Annotated in this window: 19 protein-coding genes; 14 read left to right on the top strand and 5 right to left on the bottom strand. The window is 32.3% G+C overall.

From position 1 onward, the window contains the following. Window positions 1-14: 14 nt before the first annotated feature. From TMEL_RS02485 to TMEL_RS02550, 14 genes are all read left to right on the top strand, one after another. The gene (locus tag TMEL_RS02485) at window positions 15-968 is read left to right on the top strand and encodes a lytic transglycosylase domain-containing protein (protein WP_012056703.1); all 954 of its coding nucleotides are present in this window, start codon (window positions 15-17) and stop codon (window positions 966-968) included. Window positions 969-1,102: 134 nt separating this feature from the next. After that, window positions 1,103-2,584, top strand: a complete 1,482-nt coding sequence (gene fliF / locus TMEL_RS02490; RefSeq protein WP_238375232.1) for a flagellar basal-body MS-ring/collar protein FliF — start codon at window positions 1,103-1,105, stop codon at window positions 2,582-2,584. A 6-nt stretch (window positions 2,585-2,590) separates the two neighbouring features. Beyond that, a complete protein-coding gene (fliG, locus tag TMEL_RS02495; RefSeq protein ID WP_012056705.1) occupies window positions 2,591-3,601 on the top strand; it encodes a flagellar motor switch protein FliG in 1,011 nt (336 codons plus the stop codon). Between the two features lie 10 nt (window positions 3,602-3,611). Next, complete coding sequence (locus TMEL_RS02500; RefSeq protein ID WP_012056706.1) at window positions 3,612-4,166, top strand: 3'-5' exonuclease; 555 nt, start codon at window positions 3,612-3,614, stop codon at window positions 4,164-4,166. Then, window positions 4,166-5,398 carry a PhoH family protein gene (locus tag TMEL_RS02505; protein WP_012056707.1) on the top strand — a complete coding sequence of 411 codons (1,233 nt, stop codon included), beginning with the start codon at window positions 4,166-4,168 and terminating at the stop codon, window positions 5,396-5,398. The genes TMEL_RS02500 and TMEL_RS02505 overlap by 1 nt, the downstream gene beginning before the upstream one ends. Before the next feature lie 15 nt (window positions 5,399-5,413). Beyond that, window positions 5,414-5,965: a hypothetical protein gene (locus TMEL_RS02510; protein ID WP_012056708.1), complete on the top strand. Its 552-nt coding sequence runs from the start codon at window positions 5,414-5,416 to the stop codon at window positions 5,963-5,965. Further along, a complete protein-coding gene (locus tag TMEL_RS02515; RefSeq protein ID WP_012056709.1) occupies window positions 5,959-8,415 on the top strand; it encodes an ATP-binding protein in 2,457 nt (818 codons plus the stop codon). The genes TMEL_RS02510 and TMEL_RS02515 overlap by 7 nt, the downstream gene beginning before the upstream one ends. Window position 8,416: 1 nt before the next feature. Next, window positions 8,417-9,118 (top strand): UMP kinase, encoded by a 702-nt coding sequence (pyrH, locus tag TMEL_RS02520; RefSeq protein ID WP_012056710.1) that lies wholly within the window; start codon window positions 8,417-8,419, stop codon window positions 9,116-9,118. Next, a complete protein-coding gene (ylqF, locus tag TMEL_RS02525; RefSeq protein WP_012056711.1) occupies window positions 9,119-9,895 on the top strand; it encodes a ribosome biogenesis GTPase YlqF in 777 nt (258 codons plus the stop codon). Then, a complete protein-coding gene (locus tag TMEL_RS02530) occupies window positions 9,880-10,347 on the top strand; it encodes a chemotaxis protein CheX (RefSeq protein WP_012056712.1) in 468 nt (155 codons plus the stop codon). Before ylqF ends, TMEL_RS02530 begins: the two co-directional genes overlap by 16 nt. Then, window positions 10,348-11,001: a 5'-methylthioadenosine/S-adenosylhomocysteine nucleosidase gene (locus TMEL_RS02535; protein ID WP_012056713.1), complete on the top strand. Its 654-nt coding sequence runs from the start codon at window positions 10,348-10,350 to the stop codon at window positions 10,999-11,001. A 9-nt stretch (window positions 11,002-11,010) separates the two neighbouring features. Further along, window positions 11,011-12,096 (top strand): D-alanine--D-alanine ligase family protein, encoded by a 1,086-nt coding sequence (locus tag TMEL_RS02540; RefSeq protein WP_012056714.1) that lies wholly within the window; start codon window positions 11,011-11,013, stop codon window positions 12,094-12,096. Next, window positions 12,093-12,815, top strand: coding sequence for an alpha/beta fold hydrolase (locus TMEL_RS02545; protein ID WP_012056715.1), 723 nt, complete (start codon window positions 12,093-12,095; stop codon window positions 12,813-12,815). The genes TMEL_RS02540 and TMEL_RS02545 overlap by 4 nt, the downstream gene beginning before the upstream one ends. Before the next feature lies 1 nt (window position 12,816). Beyond that, window positions 12,817-14,352 (top strand): Mur ligase family protein, encoded by a 1,536-nt coding sequence (locus tag TMEL_RS02550; protein ID WP_012056716.1) that lies wholly within the window; start codon window positions 12,817-12,819, stop codon window positions 14,350-14,352. A 49-nt stretch (window positions 14,353-14,401) separates the two neighbouring features. Here TMEL_RS02550 and TMEL_RS02555 read toward each other — a convergent pair whose 3' ends face one another. The 5 genes from TMEL_RS02555 to TMEL_RS02575 are packed head-to-tail and all read right to left on the bottom strand — an operon-like array spanning window position 14,402 to window position 20,487. Beyond that, window positions 14,402-15,031 (bottom strand): redox-sensing transcriptional repressor Rex, encoded by a 630-nt coding sequence (locus TMEL_RS02555; protein ID WP_012056717.1) that lies wholly within the window; start codon window positions 15,029-15,031, stop codon window positions 14,402-14,404. After that, window positions 15,015-16,976, bottom strand: coding sequence for a [Fe-Fe] hydrogenase large subunit C-terminal domain-containing protein (locus tag TMEL_RS02560; RefSeq protein WP_012056718.1), 1,962 nt, complete (start codon window positions 16,974-16,976; stop codon window positions 15,015-15,017). The genes TMEL_RS02555 and TMEL_RS02560 overlap by 17 nt, the downstream gene beginning before the upstream one ends. A gap of 12 nt (window positions 16,977-16,988) precedes the next feature. Further along, the gene (locus TMEL_RS02565; protein ID WP_012056719.1) at window positions 16,989-18,860 is read right to left on the bottom strand and encodes an NADH-ubiquinone oxidoreductase-F iron-sulfur binding region domain-containing protein; all 1,872 of its coding nucleotides are present in this window, start codon (window positions 18,858-18,860) and stop codon (window positions 16,989-16,991) included. Window position 18,861: 1 nt separating this feature from the next. Then, window positions 18,862-19,335, bottom strand: a complete 474-nt coding sequence (gene nuoE, locus TMEL_RS02570) for an NADH-quinone oxidoreductase subunit NuoE (RefSeq protein WP_012056720.1) — start codon at window positions 19,333-19,335, stop codon at window positions 18,862-18,864. Between the two features lie 12 nt (window positions 19,336-19,347). Then, window positions 19,348-20,487, bottom strand: a complete 1,140-nt coding sequence (locus tag TMEL_RS02575; RefSeq protein ID WP_012056721.1) for a SpoIIE family protein phosphatase — start codon at window positions 20,485-20,487, stop codon at window positions 19,348-19,350.

Consider the following 20,487-nt stretch of genomic DNA (forward strand, 5'->3'; position numbering starts at 1 on the left):
ATAGGAGGGATGTTATGAAAAAGAACCTTTTTCTAATTTTTTTACTAATCTCTGCAAATTATTTTTCATTTATGCTTGATCCTTTGAACTATATTACCAAAACCAACCTTGGATTGCAAGTACAATTTTATAACAATGCTGGGAAAATATCTATATATAATCCGTTTGTTTACAGAATTGTTTCATATGATACATTTACCAACACAATGCGATTTCCTGAGATAGTAAAGGGACTTGCATACATTGAATCGGGCTTCAATATCCACGCACTTTCAAATGTTGGAGCAATGGGAATAGCACAATTTAAAGCAGATGCAGCACTAGATTATGGTATTAACAATGCCTGGAATCCAAAACAAGCACTTCTTGGTGCAGACAGAATGATAAGATATTATTATCAGAAATACAACGATATATACTCAGTTCTTGCGATATATAACATAGGAGAGGGAAATTACAAAAAAGGTAAATATCTAGATGAAGGCAAAAATTATGCAAATAAAGTTATATCAGCCTCAAGAAAAATAAGTAGAAATGTCTACCTAAAAGATAAATATGTATTATATCTTCAAGCAGGGTTAGATAGTACTAATACTACATTCTTTGAAATTGGTTCTATCTTTGACTATTTAGGACTTTTATACTTTGATTTATCTACAAAATTTTCAATTGAAGAAACTGGATACCCAATTGAATTTGGAGCAAAATCTTTTTTTAGATTAGACCATTTCTCTTCAATTGTGTTTGGATATAATTTAAGGTATAATAATAATATATCAGTTGGTCCGATAATTGGTTACTCCTACTTTGAACCAGTTGGCCCAAACTATGAAATTTGCTATGATTTTTCGAAAGGCTTTGATATGAAAAACTTTCAATTTGACGTTGGTTATGGAAACAAGTATTGGCGAATTAGCTTAGGATATGACACTGATTTCGAGAATTTTTATCTGAGGTTTTTATATTGAGGTGATTTTCTTGGAATGGTTTAGAAAATTTTTAGATAGTTTTTCAAACTTTCCAACTTTCTGGAAAAATCTCAAAAAAAAACCAGAAAATTGCGTTTTTATCGTTAATTATTGCAATTGTTTCTGCAGTTGTTATTACTGTTATTTTGAATGCTCCTAGATATGTGCTTTTAATAACGGCAAATAACGAAACCGATGCTGGTGCTATTGTTCAACAACTTGAATCATCAGGGATACCTTACAAAGTTGAGGCAGGAAATAGGATATTAATTCCTTCTTCATATAACGTATATGAAGTAAGAATGAAATTGGCTTCAAGTGGTATTTTAGGAGCTTCTTCAAAAGGTTTTGAAATTTTGGATCAGACAAGTTTTGGGGCTACAAGTTTTGATAAACAAGTAAATTATCAAAGAGCTCTTCAAGGAGAACTTGAAAGAACAATAGCTACCATTAATGGAGTAAAGTATGCAAGGGTTCATCTTACACTCCCAAAGTATACATATTATGTGCGTGGAGATATGGCTGAAACAAGGGCATCTGTGCAACTTGTATTAGAACCAGGGGCAAGTTTATCAAAGGAACAAGTAAAAGGAATAATTTATCTTCTTACTGGTGCTGTCGAAGGGTTAAAACCTGAAAATGTTAAAGTTGTTGACAACTTTGGTAGGGCGTTAAGCGACCTTGTTAATTTTGATGAAAATACGTATGCTGCAAGCACAAAAGCAGAACTGAAAATGCAACTTGAGAGATACTATAGAAGTAAAATTCAACCTGCTCTTGAAGCGGTCTTTGGTCTGGGAAAAGTTGAAGTAATTACCGATATAAACTTAAACTGGCAAAAAACTGAAAAGACCATAACTACTTATTCATCTCCAAAAGGAGGTTTTATTAGAAGCAAAGAAACAGAAAGTGAAAAATCTACAACCTTTCCCTCCGATGGGGGACCTGTTGGAACAGAATCAAACATTCCAACAACTTATTATCAAAGCCTTGAAAGTTCTAATTCCACACTTTATGAGAAAAAACACGAGATAACAAATTATGAATTAAACCAAATAGTGGAAAATATCGTGCAAAATACAGAAGGTGAAATTGAAAATATATCTGTATCGGTTATAATAGATTCTTCATCTACAGTATTTAATAAAGTATCAAAAAATGAAATCAATAAAATGGTAGCAGATGTTATACAAAAAAGCATAGCAGCAAATGCAAGCCCTTCTAATATTTCCTACTCCCTTGCATTTATACCATTCAGTAGAGAACTCGAAGAACAATACCAAAAACTTATACAATCAGAACAAACAAAAAAAGACATAATTTTTAAAATTAGTCTTCTTTTAATTGCCACTGTTTTAATGTTCTTTAGCTCATATGGAATATTACTACAAATTAGAAAGTCAAAAGCAAGAAAACTTGTATTGCAAAGGTATAAAATGTTAGAAGAAGAAGCACGTAAATTAGTTGAAAAAGAAGGGCAAGAAGAAGCTGAAGAAATATTGAGTGAAGCACAAAAGGTTATAGAAGAGTTAAAAAATTACGCTCAACAACTTGCTGTAAAATCCCCAGAGGAAACTGCGGCAATAATAAAGATATGGCTTTCTGAAAGAGGGTGACATAAAATGGCCGAGAAAACAGGTATACCTGGAAAACGAAAAGCAGCAATATTACTCGTTTTAATGGGGCCGGAAAATGCCGCAAATGTTTTAAAAAACCTAGATGAACAAGATGTAGAATTGCTAACAATCGAAATTGCAAATTTAGGAAAAGTTACAGATGAGGAAAAAGAAGTAGTCTTATCCGAATTTAAAGAACTTTCCAAAGCAAGAGAAATGCTCCTCTCAGGTGGTATTGACTATGCAAAAGAAATGTTAATCAAAGCTTTTGGGCCAGAAAAAGCAATGAAAGTAATAGAAAGACTTGTTTCCAATTTACAAGTTAAACCATTTGAATTTATGAAACTTGCTGATCCCATGCAAATTGTTAATTTCTTACAATCTGAACATCCTCAAACCATAGCTTTGGTATTAAGTTTTTTAGAACCCCAACTTTCGGCAAAAGTTTTGTCAGCATTGCCTGAAAACATCCAAGCCGAGGTTATCAAACGTATCGCTCTACTAGAACGCGCATCTCCTGATGTAGTTAGAGAAATTGAAAAGACACTTGAAAAGAAGTTCAGTGGTATTGGTATGCAAACCTTAAGTCAAGTAGGTGGTGTAGACACTGCAGCAGAGATTATTAACAATATTGATAGAGCTACGGAAAAGAGTATTATGGAAAAACTTGGGTATGAATCACCTGAGCTTGCGGAAGAAATTAGAAGAAGACTATTTGTATTTGAAGACTTGCTTAAGCTCGATGATAGATCTGTACAACTTGTACTACGTGAAGTAGACACAAGAGATCTCGCAGTCGCCTTGAAAGGTGCATCCGACGAATTAAAAGAAAAGATATTCAATAATATGTCCAAGAGAGCTGCACAACTCTTAAAAGACGAACTAGAATTCATGGGTCCTGTAAGAGTTAAAGACGTTGAAGAAGCACAACAAAAGATTATTAACATCGTTAGAAGGTTAGAAGAAGCAGGTGAAATAGTAATAGCAAGAGGTGGCGGTGAAGAGTTAATAGTATAGGAGGAATATTGTGATAGATGAAAATGTATACTGTGTCCTAGACACAGAAACAACAGGATTAAATCCTTATTTCGGCGATAGGATAATTGAAGTAGCAATTGTTCCTATATACAAAGGAAAGATAATTGAAAGTTGGATATATCATTCTCTTGTAAATCCGCACATAAAAATCTCTGCGTTGTCGGAAAAAATACACGGTATTTCAAACAGCGAAATTGAGAGTGCGCCTGGACTTGAAAAGATTTTAGACAATATAAGGGCATATGCAAAAGATACTATTTTTGTCATGCATAACGCACGAATGGACCTTTCTTTTTTGGACATCGCAACAAAAGAGGTAGGACAATTTCCCATAAATGTAAGATACATTGATACATTGGAAATTTCCCTAATTTTGTATGGCAAAAAAAGGAGTCTTGAAAGCCTTGTAAGAGAATTTAAATTTGGAGAAAAAGTACCTCACAGGGCATTAGGAGATGCCATATTAACTGCAAAAGTTTTTTTAAAATTATCGGAAAAAATAGCCAACTTAAATGAATTTGTTAGAATCTGGGGGGATAGGTAATGTTAAAAAATTTTGTTTTGGACACAAATGTATTAATACACGATCCAGAATCTATTTATTCGTTTGAAGATAATGCCGTAATAATTCCACTACCCGTTTTGGAAGAACTTGATAATTTAAAAAGACACACTGGAAGTCTGGGGAAATATGCAAGACAAGCTATTAGAGAATTTGACAAATTAAGACAAAAAGGAAAATTATCTGAAGGTGTAAAACTTGAAAATGGAGGATTGCTAAAAGTCATACACTTAAAGAAAAACGAACATGAAAACATAGACTTTTTATTTGAAAAATACATAGATAACTGGATTCTAGTTTACACACTGCACATAATGAAAAATTCAAAAGAACCAACATATCTAGTTTCAAAAGATATAAATCTAAGAGTTAAAGCTGATGCATTGGGAATACCTGCACAAGATTATCTTACCGATAGATCTGAGCTTGCAACGTTAAATCCCGGATATTTTGAATTTAGAAATGTAGATATGGTTGATAAAGAAATGCTTTATCCAAATATATATATAGATAGTATAGGAACCTATTATAGATTTAACGGAAGGGATTTACTACAAATAAGTAAAAAGATAGAAGCTTGGAATGTTAAACCAAGAAACAGAGAACAATTTTTTGCTATGGATGCATTGTTAAACGACGATATAAAACTTGTTTCCTTGATAGGAATAGCAGGTACGGGAAAAACGTTTATTACCCTTGCATGTGCATTGCAAAAAGCTGTTACAGAACAAAAATATGAAAAGATAGTAATTGCAAGACCGCTTGTTGCAATGGGTGGAAAGGATATAGGGTATTTACCCGGAAGTTATGAAGAAAAGATGAAACCATGGATGTCACCTATATATGACAATTTAGAATACCTCTTTAGACTTTCCAATGTAAATATGAAAGAATTCATGAAAAAAGGTATAATTGAAATCGAGGCATTGACATACATACGTGGAAGATCTATCCCCGATCAGTTCATAATAATTGACGAAGCACAAAATCTAACGCCTCACGAAATAAAAACCGTCTTAACAAGGGCTGGTGAAAATACTAAGATAGTCCTTTTGGGAGATCCATATCAAATAGATACGCCATACCTGGACAAAGATAGTAACGGACTTGTATATGCGGCTAGTAGATTTTTGGAAAGTAATTTATCAGCACATATTGTGTTAAAGAAAGGTGAGCGTTCAATGCTTGCAACAGAAGCAGCCAATCTTCTCTAAGGGGGTTTTAGATATATGGAAATAAAAGTTGCAAATTTAGAATTGTTTTCCATACCATTTCGTGTGAGTATATTTTGGAACATAATTTATCACTTAAAGCTTTCGGTACTAGATATTTTATCAAAACAGTACCCAGATGCACACTTTTCATTTTACAATGTACTAGGAGAATATGGAACATACGATAAAGTTGAAGAAATTTTGTCTGTATATTTCAAAAATTTTGACATTTATCCCGAAAAGCTTGATTTTAACAGCTCACCTATTAATAATGTTCCAGTTATAGAAAAAGATGGAACACGTCAAAATGTTGATTGCGAAACATTAGGAATATACTACCTAGATAATTTAAACAAAATTCCAAAGATGGAATATACAAAAAACATACTTGTTATAAAAGAATTTACTGATAAGAAAAAACTGGAAAATTTAGATTACACCATTATATCTCAAACAAAAGAGCTGGATTTCAAAAATCTTTTTGAAAAAAACATAATTGAAAATGTAAATGACGACACCACCAAAGCTGTTTTATTGGATCTTCTGAGAGGTGGTAAAGTATGTTAATAAAATCGTTAAAAATAAATGGGTTTGGTAAATTAAAATCTAAAGAATTAAAATTTAAACCAGGACTAAACGTTATATTTGGTCCAAATGCATCCGGTAAGACTACTATTGCATATTTTATTTTAAATGCTTTATCAAAACCTGGAGACGAATTAAAAAAATACGAACCATGGGATCACTATGAGTTTGGTGGTGAAATAACCACTGATGAAGGAACCTTTAAAGTGGATTTTTTAAATGGAGAATTCAACACTTTAGTGGATAGAGATCTTTTTGAAACTGTAGGTTTTATTAAAGAAGATGAAAAACTCGATACATTAAAAGAAAAAGATTCTTTTGTTATTGGATATATGAAAAAAAAGATGCAAAAAAATGAATGGGGGTTAAGGTTAACAGAGGCAATAGAAAAAACAAACTCCTATGTTGAAGAAGTGCAAAGTTGTATAGAAGATTTAAATAAAGAAATTGTAAATTTGGACAAAGAAATTGTAAACCTAAAACAAAAGCTTGATAAATACAATGAATTTATCATTAAACAAAAACGCCTAAAAAAAGAAAAAGAAGAAATTGAAAGTAAGATATGGGAGAAAAAAGAAAAACTTGAAGACCTTAGAATATCATATACAAAAGACCTAAACGAAAAAATTAAAGAATTAAACTTGAAAAAAGAAGAACTAAGTTTAAAGTTACAGGATTTCGTTAGAATATCTAAAATAGATAGAGAAAAAGTAACAAACGCAAAAGAATTAATTGAAACTATGGAAATTATAGATAGAAATCTAAATGGAATACTTTCTCATTACAACGAACTACTAGAAAATTTAGAAACTTTAGAAAAACAATTAAAAGAAAAGATGAAGGGATTAAACATAGAAAATGAAAAGGAGCTTGAAACCGTTAATCTAAAGATTAAAAATTTGAGTTTACTAAAAAAAATGTACGATGAAAAAAAGCATAAATTAGAGGATATTTTAGAAGAAAACCCTCTCTGGAAACTATTTAGTGAAAAAGAAAATTTATTAGAAGAAGTAGAAGAAGAAGAAGAAAAACATAAGGAATCACAGCAGAAGTTACAAACAAGAATAGATGAACTAAAAGAAAAACTAAATCACATATTTTCTTCTGCTAAAATTCATAAAGATTTTTCTTTTGTTTTCTTTTTCGCTTCGGTTATTTCTCTACTACTTGGTTTTCTCATGACAAATGTAAATATGTGGCTCTTTACCGCCGCAATTGTAACGGGATTTATTGGTCTTATTGAAACAGTTATATGGAGAAAAAAAGAGGGGGTCTCTGAAACAATAAGAAATGAGATTGACGAATTAACGAAGAAAAAAATAATACGTCCGAGATATTTAAGTATACTTAGAGAGCATAATCTAAAGTCTTTAAAAGAGCTTAGACAAAAATATTATGAATTTATAGAATGGAAGGCTAAAAAGAAAGATTATCAAAGCACAAGCGAAGAATTTAAAAAACTTGAATCTGAAATTTTAAAAGAGTTGAAAGATTTCAATCTAGGAAGTGCAGCGCAGATAATAGACTCTGGTATTTCTTACCTTGAAAAGTTGGTTAATGAAATTCAAAAATTAATTATATCTAAATCATCATTAGAAAAACAAACAATCGAAACAAAAAATGAAATAGAAAACTTAAAAAGAAAAAAAGAAGAATTAACTATTTCTTTGAATAAGTTACTTGAAGAATTAAAACTTTCCTTAGAAGAAATTAAAAACTTTGATACCTTGTACGATGAGTACTTGAAGATAACAGAAGAAATCTCAAAGCTAGATACAAAAATAGAAAAGTATGAAAATATGTTAAATAGTGAAATATTACCTGAAAATATGAAAAACCTAGAATTTGATTTAGAAAAACTTAAAAAAAGACTTTCAGATATTGATACATTACTTCTCGAAAAGTTTGAAAATATACCTTCTTTTGAGGAAATTTTGGAGAAGATAAAAAAGAAAGAGGAGTTAATTGGTAAAATCGATGCATTAAAGGCATACTCCTCAAAGATATCAACTGCAAAGGAAATTTTAAAGAAAAAGCTGGAGGAGTATGTGGAAACTTATGGAAAAAAATTCAAAGAAGAATTTACAAAAATACTACATTCTATTGTAAATGAACCCATGCCTATAATAGTTGAAGATAATTTGTCCGTAAGATTAAACATCAACGGTGAAAAATTAAATCCTGAAGAATTTTTAAGTGCAGCAACTTTTGATCAAATGCTCTTTGCATACAAAGTTGCACTATTCAACACCATGTCAGAACACAATCTTCCTTTAATCATAGACAACGCATTTATTAGATACGATGATGAAAGGTTGAACAGGGTTTTAAAAATACTACAAAATGAGGCGAAAAGGCGTCAAATTATATTATTAACAAGTGATCTTAGATTAGCAGATAAATTTAAAGAGGTTGTAGAATTGGAGGGATAATATGTACAAAAGAGTCCTTTTAAAACTTAGTGGAGAGGTTCTAAGTGGGGAAGGGGAAAAAGGTTTCAACCACGAGAATATAATATACCTTGTTGATGAATTAAAAAAGATACTCGAATATGGAACAAATGTAGGAATTGTAATAGGTGCAGGAAATCTCTTTAGGGGTAGAGAAATGCAGGAGTTATCTCCTACCATTGCAGATCAAATAGGAATGCTTGGAACGGTTATTAATGCCCTTTATTTAAAAGACATCTTTGAAAAAAACAATCTAAGAACTGTTGTGGTATCGCAGGTAAGTTCCCTTCCTTCCATAAGGCCAATACACTACGATGATATAAACCTTTATTTTGATGCGGGATATCTTGTTATCTTTGCAGGAGGTACTAGTAATCCGTTTTTCACAACAGATACAGCAGCAGCACTTAGGGCCGTGGAAATGAAGGCAGATATATTGATAAAAGGTACAAAAGTAGATGGTATTTACGATAAGGATCCCAAAAAATTTACTGATGCAAGGAAATTTGATACATTAACGTATGATGAGGCAATAGATAAAGGTTTAAAAATAATGGATACAGAAGCATTTTCCATTTGTAAAAGATACGACATGAAAATACTCGTTATGGATTTCTTTAAAGAGAGTAATTTACTATCGGCAGTAAGAGAAGAAAATGTGGGAACTCTGGTGGTGCCAAAATAAATGTGGTATCCAGGGCATATAAATAAAGCAAAAAGAAAGATAAAAGAATATTTAAAGGCAGTGGACACAGTCCTCATTGTTTTGGATGCAAGAGCACCTTTCGCAACTACTGCTTTTGAAAGAAATATATTTACAGGTAAAAACATACTTTATGTTTTAAACAAAGCAGATTTAGCAAATAAAAAATATACAAAGCTTTGGATGGAAAAGATAAAGGAAACTTCACCTGTAATTTCTTTTTCAAAAGCTGAATCTGTAAACAAGATAAAAGGATTTATAAATTCTCATTCGAAGAAAAAACTAGGAGAAACACGGGTATTAATAGCTGGTGTTCCAAACGTTGGAAAATCAACTATAATTAACAAGTTTTCCGGTAGAAAACTTGCAAAAACGGGAATGGCACCTGGTATAACCAGAGGGCTTCAATGGATAAATTTAGGTAGTGTTAAATTACTTGATACCCCAGGAATTTTGTATTCAAAACTATTTAATAAAGATGTAGCAGCAAAGTTGTTATTAATTGGTTCTCTGCCTGTAGAATCTATAGATAAATATGATATAATTACTCGGGCGTATGAAATATTTAAGGTGGAACTCAACCTTGATAAAACTTTTGAAGAATTTTTAGAAGAATATGGTAAAAAAAGAGGATTTATATCAAAAGGTGGAAACATAGATTTTGAAAGAACAAAAAATAACCTTTTTAAGGCAATCTCAGAAGGAAAGTTTGGTTTCTTTACTTATGATAAGGAGGTGGCATTATGGATGCAAGAATAATTAATTCATTAATTTCTGCTGTAAAATCAACGTTTAATATGGTATTAAAAGTTGAACCAAATATCGCAAAACCATCAATTGCAAAAAGTATAGAACCAAAATACCCAATTGTTACAGTAATAGGTTTTAACGGAGATATAGATGGTAATTTGATATATTCTTTTAACAAAGAAACGGCAATTAAAGTCGTTAGTACAATGATGGGAATGCCATATGAAAATCTAGATGAACTTGCTCTTAGTGCTTTAGGTGAACTTGGAAATATGACAAGTGGTTCTATTGCCATGGAACTTGAAAAAAATAGTTATACAGTTGATATTACACCACCAACAGTCATTACAGGTAAAGAAATCCAGGTAACCGCAGAAGGTGTGATATTAAAACTTCCTTTAAATATATTTTCAGAAGGCGATTTTGAAGTACACATGGTTATTAGAGGTGGAGGGAAATAAATGATAGTAATTACAAGTGTGTTAAGAGACGAGATATTAGGCGCATTTAGAGAACTTTTACCTGTTTTGGAAAATGGCGAAATATTAAAAAGACCATATGTAAGGGGACTAATTGGTGTAAATGAAGTTTTACTTGTTTATGGTTTAATAGGTAAAGTAGAATCAGCTATGATGGCGCAGGCACTAATAGATAGATTCAAACCGAAATACTTTATACACTGCGGTTCTGCAGGAGCTATAAATAAAGAAAGAAAAATAGGTGATATTGTTTGTGGAACTGAGTATATAGAACACGATATTTCGTTTAGAGAAAAAAATGTAAGAATTTTTAAAGCATCGGATGTCTTAATGGAAAGAATTTACGATATATTCAACGATATTAAATTTGGTGTAATAGCAAGTGGAGATGTATTTGTAGACTCAGAAGAAGAAAAAGAACGGATATACAGGGAAACAAATGCAGAGGTCGTCGACATGGACAGTGCGGCTATTGCAAAGGTATGCGCTGAAAACGATATTAATTTTTGCGCTCTGAAAATAGTAGTAGATAGTAGTATGGAAGGTAGCGAAATTGAAATAAAAAGGAATTTAAAAAGACTAGCACCATTTCCTTCTGCGATTATAGCTGAAATGCTTGAAAAACATCTTTTGTAGGAGGTAGTTATGCTAAATATCGGTATATTTTTTGGCTCAAAAAGTGTAGAACACGAAATATCCATAATAACTGCACAGCAAGTACTTTCTTCCATTGATAGGAAAAAATACAATGTTATCCCTATTTATATATCCAAATCTGGCGAATGGTTTACAGGAAAAGTTTTAGAAGATTTAGAAACTTTTAAAGATTTTGATAAGTTAGAAAAAAAAGCAAAAAAAATAGATAGTTTCAGTGTAAAGAATAACAAACTTCTTCTAAAATATGGACTAAAAAAGCAAACGATAGATTTCTGCTTTTTAGTTTTTCATGGCACAAACGGTGAAGATGGAACTTTTCAGGGAATGTGTGAAATTTTTGGGATACCATACTCTGGTTGTAATCATTTTTCATCAGCTTTTACTATGGATAAGGTAGTAACAAAACTTTTGTTGAAGGAGAAAGAAATTTCAGTTGTAGATTTTGAATACACAACAGAAATAAATGAAGAATTTTTTAAAAGATGCGAGAAAAATTTAGGCTATCCTATGATTGTAAAACCTGCAAGACTTGGTTCAAGTATAGGTGTATCAAAAGTGGTAGATAGAAAAAATTTCGAAGAAGCAGTAAAAAATGTACTCTTATTCGATAACAAAGTATTAGTTGAAAAATGGATAAACGCACGTGAAATCAATTGTGCCGTCATGGGATACAAAAATATCTTTGTTTCTGAACTTGAAGAAATAAACAAGAAAAACGACTTTTTTAACTTTGAAGAAAAATACTTTAAAAAAGGAAAAAAATTCTCAAATCACATTATTCCTGCTAGAATAGATGAAAATTTAAAAAATAAGATAAAAGAAATTGCAAAAGACACGTTTAAAATTCTAGAATGCTCTGGAAACGTACGCATAGATTTCTTGATAGCAGATAAAATATACGTTAACGAAATAAACACTATACCTGGTGCTTTATCATTTTACATATGGCAGAAGAGTGGATTTACATTTTCGCAGATAATTGATAACATGATAAACATGGGACTAGAAAGATTCAAAGACAAAAAGATAGTTTCAATAGATACCAATATTTTGAAAATAAAGGTGGGCAAATGATAAAACAACTACATTATGAAATTATTCCAGGAAATAAAAAAAACATCTTATTCTTGCACGGTTGGGGTGCAAGCTTTTTGTATTATAAACAAATTGCTAAAAAACTAGAATACACATCTATTCTTTTAGACTTACCGGGTTTTGGTAAAAGTCCTATTCCAAAAAAGATAATGACAAGCTTTGATTATGCAAACGTTATCTCTCAATTTGTTGAATTTTTAAACTTAAAAGATGTTGTAGTAGTTGGTCATTCGTTTGGTGGTAAAATAGCTGCTATTTTGGCATCAAAGAATCCAGAATGGATGGATAAATTGGTAATAATCTCTGCACCAGGCATCAAAAGGAGGAATTTAAAATTAAAAACAAAAGTTGCAATCTATAAAATACTATTTAGAATCTTTAGAACATTCGGATTTAATGTAAACAGATTGAGAGAAAAATTTGGCTCTGAGGATTACAAAAATTCTAAAGGTATAATGAGGGAAATTTTAAAAGGTGTAGTTAGCGAAGATATTTCAGAGGAAATAAAAAAAATAAACAAAAATACACTTATAATTTGGGGAGAATTTGATGATGCTGTTCCAATTTATGTGGCAAAAGAATATAAAAGGTTGATAAAAAATTCTAAACTCATTATATACGAAAATGCTGGACATTTCCCATTTTTAGAAAATATTGACAGATTTTTAAAAGATCTAAAAAATTTTGTAGGAGGTTAATATGGTTGAAAACATCTTTCTTGCCTTACTTGTTACAAATTTTGTGCTTAGATCTTTTTACTCTTTACATATGCTACAACTTGAAGAATACTCCGAGAAAAAGTATTTTAAATGGATTTTTTCTCATGTAAAAAGATACTTAATAAATATTCTTTTGGTATTATCACTCATATTCTATTTTGTTAACACATACATAGCCCTTGTTTTTTTGGTTATGTCCATATACATTGATTTAAGATATTTTGTACTTGTCAAAAAGAAAAAACCACTTGTATTTACAAAGCGTTTAAGAAGACTCATTTACATTTCTTACATCTTTTTTGGAATCGCATTAATTTGGGCAGTTCAAACAAGTAGTATTTTTTCTGAAAGTGTCCTATTCATGTTTGTTGTGTTTAATTCCTTTTTTTACTTTTTAACAAATGCCATAATGACACCTATAGAGAAATTGATTAACGAATATTACTACAAAGATGCAAAAAGAAAGATTAAAAGATTAAATCCAGAAGTTGTTGCAATTACAGGAAGTTATGGTAAAACAAGTACAAAGTTTTATCTTTATCACCTAATTAGTGAATATTACAAAACGTTAATGACACCTGGTAGCTACAATACAACTATGGGAATTACAAAAGTAATACGAGAAAAATTAGATAAATCTCATGATGTATTCATCGTAGAGCTTGCAGAAAATGATAATTATGGATTTGAAAAACTCCTTGACCTTGTCAACCCAACTATTTCGGTTATTACATCTATTGGAATACAACATTTTGAAGAATTCGAAAATGAAAGTAACATCTTGGACAATTTTAAAAAGTACATTAAAGATAGTCGCTCCGGGAAAAAGTTTGTGGTAAACTTTGATGATGAGAATATAAGAAAGATAATAAAAAACAAAGATATAATATCTTGTGGAATAGAAAACAAAGAAGCACAATATAGAATAGTGGATTTAAAATTGGATAAAGATGGTTCAAATTTTGTTTTGGAAACTCCAAATAACCAAAAATTTGAATTTACAACAAATGTCTATGGCAAGGAAAATGTATTGGATTTACTACTTGCAATTGTAACTGCATTTGAATTAAAGGTCCCCGTTGAGGAAATAATAGAAAGAGCCAAAAATATTGTAAAACCCAAACACAGGCTTGAGGTTATAAGAGATGATACTATAACCGTTATTGACGATACGTTTAATTCAAACCCAAAAGGGTTTAAAATGGCACTTGAGTATTTGTCGCTTTTTGGAAAAAGAAGAAAAATACTAATAACTCCTGGGTTTGTAGAACTTGGAGAAAAGGAAGATGAAGAACATTATAAATTGGGGAAACTCATTTCAAAATACGTTGATGTTGTGTTCTTAGTTGACAAAAAAAGAACAAAGAAAATTTTAGAAGGTCTAGAAGATTCAAACTTTACAGGCGAAATATATACCGTTAATTCCTTAGATGAAGTAACAGAAATGTTGAAAACCTTTTTAAAATCTGGGGATGTTGTATTGTTTGAAAATGATCTTCCAGACAATTACACATAACCCCCACAAACGTGGGGGTGGGATGGTGTGGTGTCCATGTTGGCACTTTTTACTTTTTAATCACGTGCTTTATTGAAAGAATTCCAGACGTTATGTCTTGATTTTCAACTATTATTGTTTCAGGTACTTTTAGCGGAACAGGTGCAAAATTCCACAACGCTTTTATACCTTTTCTAATGAGCAAACTTGCCACTTTTTGTGCGCTTTCTTCTGGGACACAAATGGCTGCAATTTTTACCTCGAACCTTTTAATCGCTCTTTCAAGTGAAGATAAAGGGAGAACGGACAGTTCTCCCACAAAGCTACTGATTTTTTTGGGGTCGTTGTCGAATATTGCAACAACCTTTACACCAATTTTTTCAAATCCCGTATACTTTGCAAGAGCACTTCCCAAATTTCCCGCTCCAACGATTATTATATTTTCCATGACCCCTGTACCAAACAACTCACCAAGTTCCTCTATAAGTGGAGGGATATGATAGCCAATCTTTGGTCTTCCCGTAATATTAAGATAAGTAAAATCCTTTCTCACCTGTTCCGGCCTTATGTTAAATTTTTTTGCAAGTTCTTCCGATGAAATGTATTCTAAATCTACCTGCATAAGATATGCATAATACTTTTTTAATCTCTCAAGTGTAGGCCTCGGAAGTTGTATAGGCCTTTTATCGTTTTTTGGCATCCTCCTTTAACACCTCTTTTATTTTTTCAATGCTTGCTTCATCTATTATTTTATCATTTACCATAACGTTTGGTGCATTTCCACACTTTTCCAAACAAAATGTTCCTTTTATCTCAACATTTGAAAGTTCTTCTTCATTAGTAAGTTTAATAAGCTGTGAAAGAAGCTCGTATGACCCTTTTGCATAGCAAGATGTTCCAAGACATACCTTTACTACTGTTTTTTTATCCTCATCAACTGGTAGAGGAATTATTTCTATATCCCCATTTTTTATTCTTTTCCTATTTTTGTAAGTTGTATGTAAAAGCTTATGAGATTCGTGACTCAAAGGAGCTTTAAGGTGATTTTCATATAAAGATAGCATGTGATAATTCTCCGTAGGTGAAATTAGTACATCTATACCAACTACTTCATTAAGTATTTTTGCACGTTTTATCCTTATTTCTGTATCATTTGGATACGGTTGGCCACCTCCACCAATACATCCATAATCACAAGCCATAACTTCTACTATATCTACATTCCAGTCGTTTAATTTCTCCATTACTTTTCTTACATTTCCAAGACCAAATACCACTACTCCGTTAATTGTTTTTCCATCTTTAGTTGTTGCATTTGTTATCCTTATTCCTTTTTCTACTTCTTTTGTTTCTACATTCTCTAACCCTATTTCATCATTTAGAACTTTTAGAACACTCGAAAATACTCCTCCAGTCTTTCCAAAGCTTAGACCAGCTTGTGATGAAAGACCATATGGTCTGTCAAATGGAATCGGGGGAATACTTTTTAGATCAAAACCACTTGACCTAATTATTTGTGATAACTCTTTTGTAGTAATAACCACATCAACTTCTCCAGCAAATTCTTCTCTTTCTGCTTCAAACTTTTTAGCTGTACATGGCATTATGGATACCAGGAATATATCTTTCGGATCTATTCCCATTTCTTTTGCATATATCCTCTTTATTACACTTCCTAGTGCTTGTTGTGGAGATTTCACAGACGATAGATTATCCAAAAGTTCAGGATAATTATGCTCTGCAAATTTTACCCAACCTGGACAGCATGAAGTAAATTGTGGTAATTTTTCTCCTCTTTCAAGCCTTTCTTTAAATTCGTGCGCTTCTTCGTATGCAACCAAATCCGCCGCAAACGAAACATCAAACACTTTCTTAAAACCTATCATTTTTAAAAAGTTAACAATTCGCCCTGCGGTAACAACATCTCCATCTAATCCAAGTTCCTCCTGGATAGAAGCTCTAACTGCCGGTGCAATCATTCCAATTACAAATTTTTCTTCCTCCATTGCTTTGTATACCTTTTGTATATCATTCCTAAAAGTCAATGCTCCAGTTGGACAGTGAGCTACACATTGGCCACAAAGCACACACGCTGTATTTGCAAGTTCTTCACCGAAAGCAGGCATAACTTGTGCTTCAAAACCTCTAAATGCAAAATCAATAGCACCTATTGATTGAATCTCATCACAAACTCTCACACAATCACCACAAAGAATACACTTTGAATTATCCCTAATAATTATGGAAGAGTAATCTATGATGTTTGGTTTGTCAATCTTATCAAACCTTACCTTTCTAATACCAAATTCTTCTGCGTATTTTTGTAATTTACAATTTCCATTTCTTTCACAAGTTGTACAATCTCTATTGTGTGATGCAAGTAAAAGTTCTAATATTCCCCTTCTCATTTCATATATCTCAGGTGTATGTGTTTTTACGTTCATTCCTTCATATGGCTTTATGGAACAAGAAGTTGTAATCTGATTATCAACTTCAACTAAACACATTCTACATGCACCATATATGGATGTTTCTGATAAATAACAGAGATTTGGTATTTCAATTCCCACTTCTTTTAAAGCTTCTAAAAGATTTTTTGCATTATCATTAATAATGGTTTCTTTTCCATTTACTATTATTTTCATTACAATCGCCTCCTATACCAATTCTATAGCGTTGAATTTACATTTTTCAAAACATATACCACACTTAATACATTTCTCCTGGTCAATTACGTATGGTTTACCCCTTTCTCCACTAATAGCGTTTTGTGGACATGCCCTTGCACAAAGACTACAACTTTTACAAAGCTCTGGATTTATTACATACTTTTTCAACGCAGTACACGTACCACTTGGACACTTTCCATTTATATGCTCTATATACTCTTCTCTAAAATGTTTTAATGTGCTTAGAATTGGATTTGGAGCTGTTTTACCAAGACCACATAATGACGCTGTTTTAATAATCTTTGCCAAGTACTCTAGATTTTCAAGGTCTTCTTCTGTAGCTTTCCCCTGAGTGAATTTTTCTAGAATGTTGTACGCTTGCATAGTTCCTTCTCTACAAGGTACGCATTTTCCACACGATTCTCTCTTTGTAAAGTCAAGGAAAAACCTTGCAACTTCAACCATACAACTATCTTCCGTTATTGCAACTATTCCGCCTGAACCTACCATAGCATCTATAGATTTTAAAGTGTCATAATCAAGTGGTAAATCAAAATATTTTTCCGGAAGACATGCACCTGATGGCCCACCAATCTGTATCGCCTTTATCTTCTTTCCGTCTGTTGTACCACCACATATATTTTCAAGTACATACCTTATTGTAGTTCCAAACGGTATTTCAATTATTCCCGTAAGTTTAAGCGGACCAGTAACTGAAAACATCTTTGTGCCTGGTGATTTTTCAACGCCATTTTCTCTGTATTTTTTTACCCCATCTCTAATTATCTTTGGAACATTTGCGTATGTTTCCACATTGTTTATCAAAGTGGGATAACCCCAAAGTCCTTTTTGTGCGGGAAAGGGGGGTCTTGGTCTTGGCACACCTCTTTTTCCTTCAATAGATGCAAGAAGAGCCGTTTCTTCACCACAAACAAATGCTCCTGCTCCTTCTTTAACCTCTAAATCAAATGAAAACCCCGTACCCAAAATATTTTCACCAAGTAATCCCAAAGCTTTAGCATCATTTATAGCCTTATTAAACATTTCAACTGCAATGGGGTATTCCGCACGGATATATGCATAACCTTTTTGCGCTCCCACTGTGTACGCGGCAATAATCATACCTTCAAGTATAGAATGAGGATCTCTTTCAAGTAACGTTCTATTCATAAATGCACCTGGGTCACCTTCGTCTGCATTACAAACAACAAATTTCTTATCACCTTTTGCTTTGTAGGCAAATTCCCACTTAAGGCCTGTAGGAAATCCTCCTCCACCTCTTCCACGAAGACCGGAAGCTTTTATTGTCTCTATAACTTCTTCTCTTTTCATAGAGGACAATACCTTTAAAAGAGATTTGTATCCTCCACGCCCCATGTAATCTTCTATTTTTTCACACTCACTTGTTCCAATACCTTCCATTATGTAAAATTTTTGATTTTTAAAAAACGTTGCATCCTCAAGTCTTTTTATCTTTTTACCAGTTACCGAATCGGTAAGCAGCAATCTATCAATTATCTCTCCTTTTTCCACTGTTTTTTCCACAATTTCTTCAACATCATCTACTGTAACATGATGATAAGTAATACCTTCGGGTGTTATCTTTACAAGAGGCCCTAATGAACAAAGTCCACAACATCCTGTTTTTTTCACCGTTGGATGTTCGTCTTCCGCCTCAACTTTTACATCTAAACCTTTGTTTGTAATGACCTCAACAAATTTTTTATACACCTTTCTAGAACCATTTGCGGTACAACCTGTCCCCACACAAACATATATCTTTTTTTCTTTTAATCTTTCCTCTCTCAATCTTTGTTGTTTTTCAATATATTCAAGTGCTTCATTTATTGTCTTAAACATATTACCTATCATCTCCTTCTTTTAGTTTTCTTAAAATTTCCTTTGTTTTCTCAGGTGTAAGTTTTCCATATACTTCTCCATTTATTACCATTGCCGGAGCAAGTGCACAAGCACCTAAACATCCGACCTTATCGAGGCTAAATTTTAAATCTTGAGTAACTTCACCAGGCTTAATCCCCAACTCTTCCTCAATTGCCTTAACAAGCCCCATAGACCCTTCCATATGACAAGCCGTACCATCACATATCAATATGGTGTATTCTCCCTTTGGCTTAAGGGAAAATTGCGCATAAAACGTTGCAACCCCAAAAATCTTTGCTGGTGGTATATCTAAAGCAACAGAAATGTAATTTACCACTTCTTTTGGAATATGCCTGTATTCCTTTTGAACATCAAGAAGTATCTTTATTAAATTTTTCTTTTCATAGTTATGTTTTTCCAGTATCTCTTCCACCTTAGAAAAGGTCCTTTCCACCAAAGTCACCTCCTAAAAATATTCAATGTTAATAATCTTTCCCTTTTCTTCCAATATCTTTGCAATATCGTGGATAAGTCTAAATTTTAAAGAAATGTCGTGCGTAAAAAGGGGATTTTGATGCGCGGGGTTTATTGCCCGACCTACAAGAAAATTTATTACATCTGCCCAATCAAGCAGGTCTATTATCTTTTTAGCTCCAACACCCATTTCTTCTATCTGATTTTCATAATATCTGAACACCTGTGTTAATGTAATTATCCCTTCTGTTACTAAATCTATCCCTTCCATATATCCAACTGGTGGCGAAATTTTAGATATACTCCTTACATCTATATCTATCTTCTTACCCGTTACCCTTTCAACTATTTGCCCTGTTGTTCCACCACAAATTACCTTTTTCCCCTTTGAATTAATAAGTTTTTCAACTACTTCTTTGTCTTTTTCCTCTTGTTCGGGCGGACCCACCATAATTGTCAATATCCTTTTTTCTCTAATCTTTAAACCTGCAATTAATGCATCATCACCTTTTGTACCTTTATCCAACTTTTTTGCCAGTTTTATCATATGTTCCACAATATTCACATGTTCCACTTTATTTTTTATTAGATTTCTCAGTTCAAACCTTATATTTTCCTCTCCAAAACCAAACGGAAATTTTTCACTTCCCATCCCCGCCTGGGATATCCCATCAGTCATTAAAAATATAGAATCTCCAACGTTTATATCCATCTCGCTTACATAAAGATATTTGTTACTTACACTTTTTTTCACCTTTTTTAAGGGTATCAAATCATCGTTTTTAAAATAAAAAATCAACGGAAATTCATATTCAAATATTGTACATCTCTTTTTTTTGTAATCTATTAGACAAGTGGCAAGCGTTGAGTAACTTATCCTTCTTACTTTACAAGTTGGAAGTGTTGACAAAATGGAACTAAAAACTTCTTCTATAGACACATTGTTAAAAACCATAGTAGTGGACATAGTAGATGTTAGCGTTGATAGTATATTTGCCTTAACTCCACTTCCCAGACCATCTGAAACACTTACCACACATTTTTCTTCGTTTCTCTTTATATTAATAGAATCTCCGCAAACCCATTCTCCACCTTTATTTTTAAATGCATAATTTATTTCACAGGTAATCAT

Source organism: Thermosipho melanesiensis BI429, from assembly GCF_000016905.1.
Classification (GTDB): domain Bacteria; phylum Thermotogota; class Thermotogae; order Thermotogales; family Fervidobacteriaceae; genus Thermosipho; species Thermosipho melanesiensis.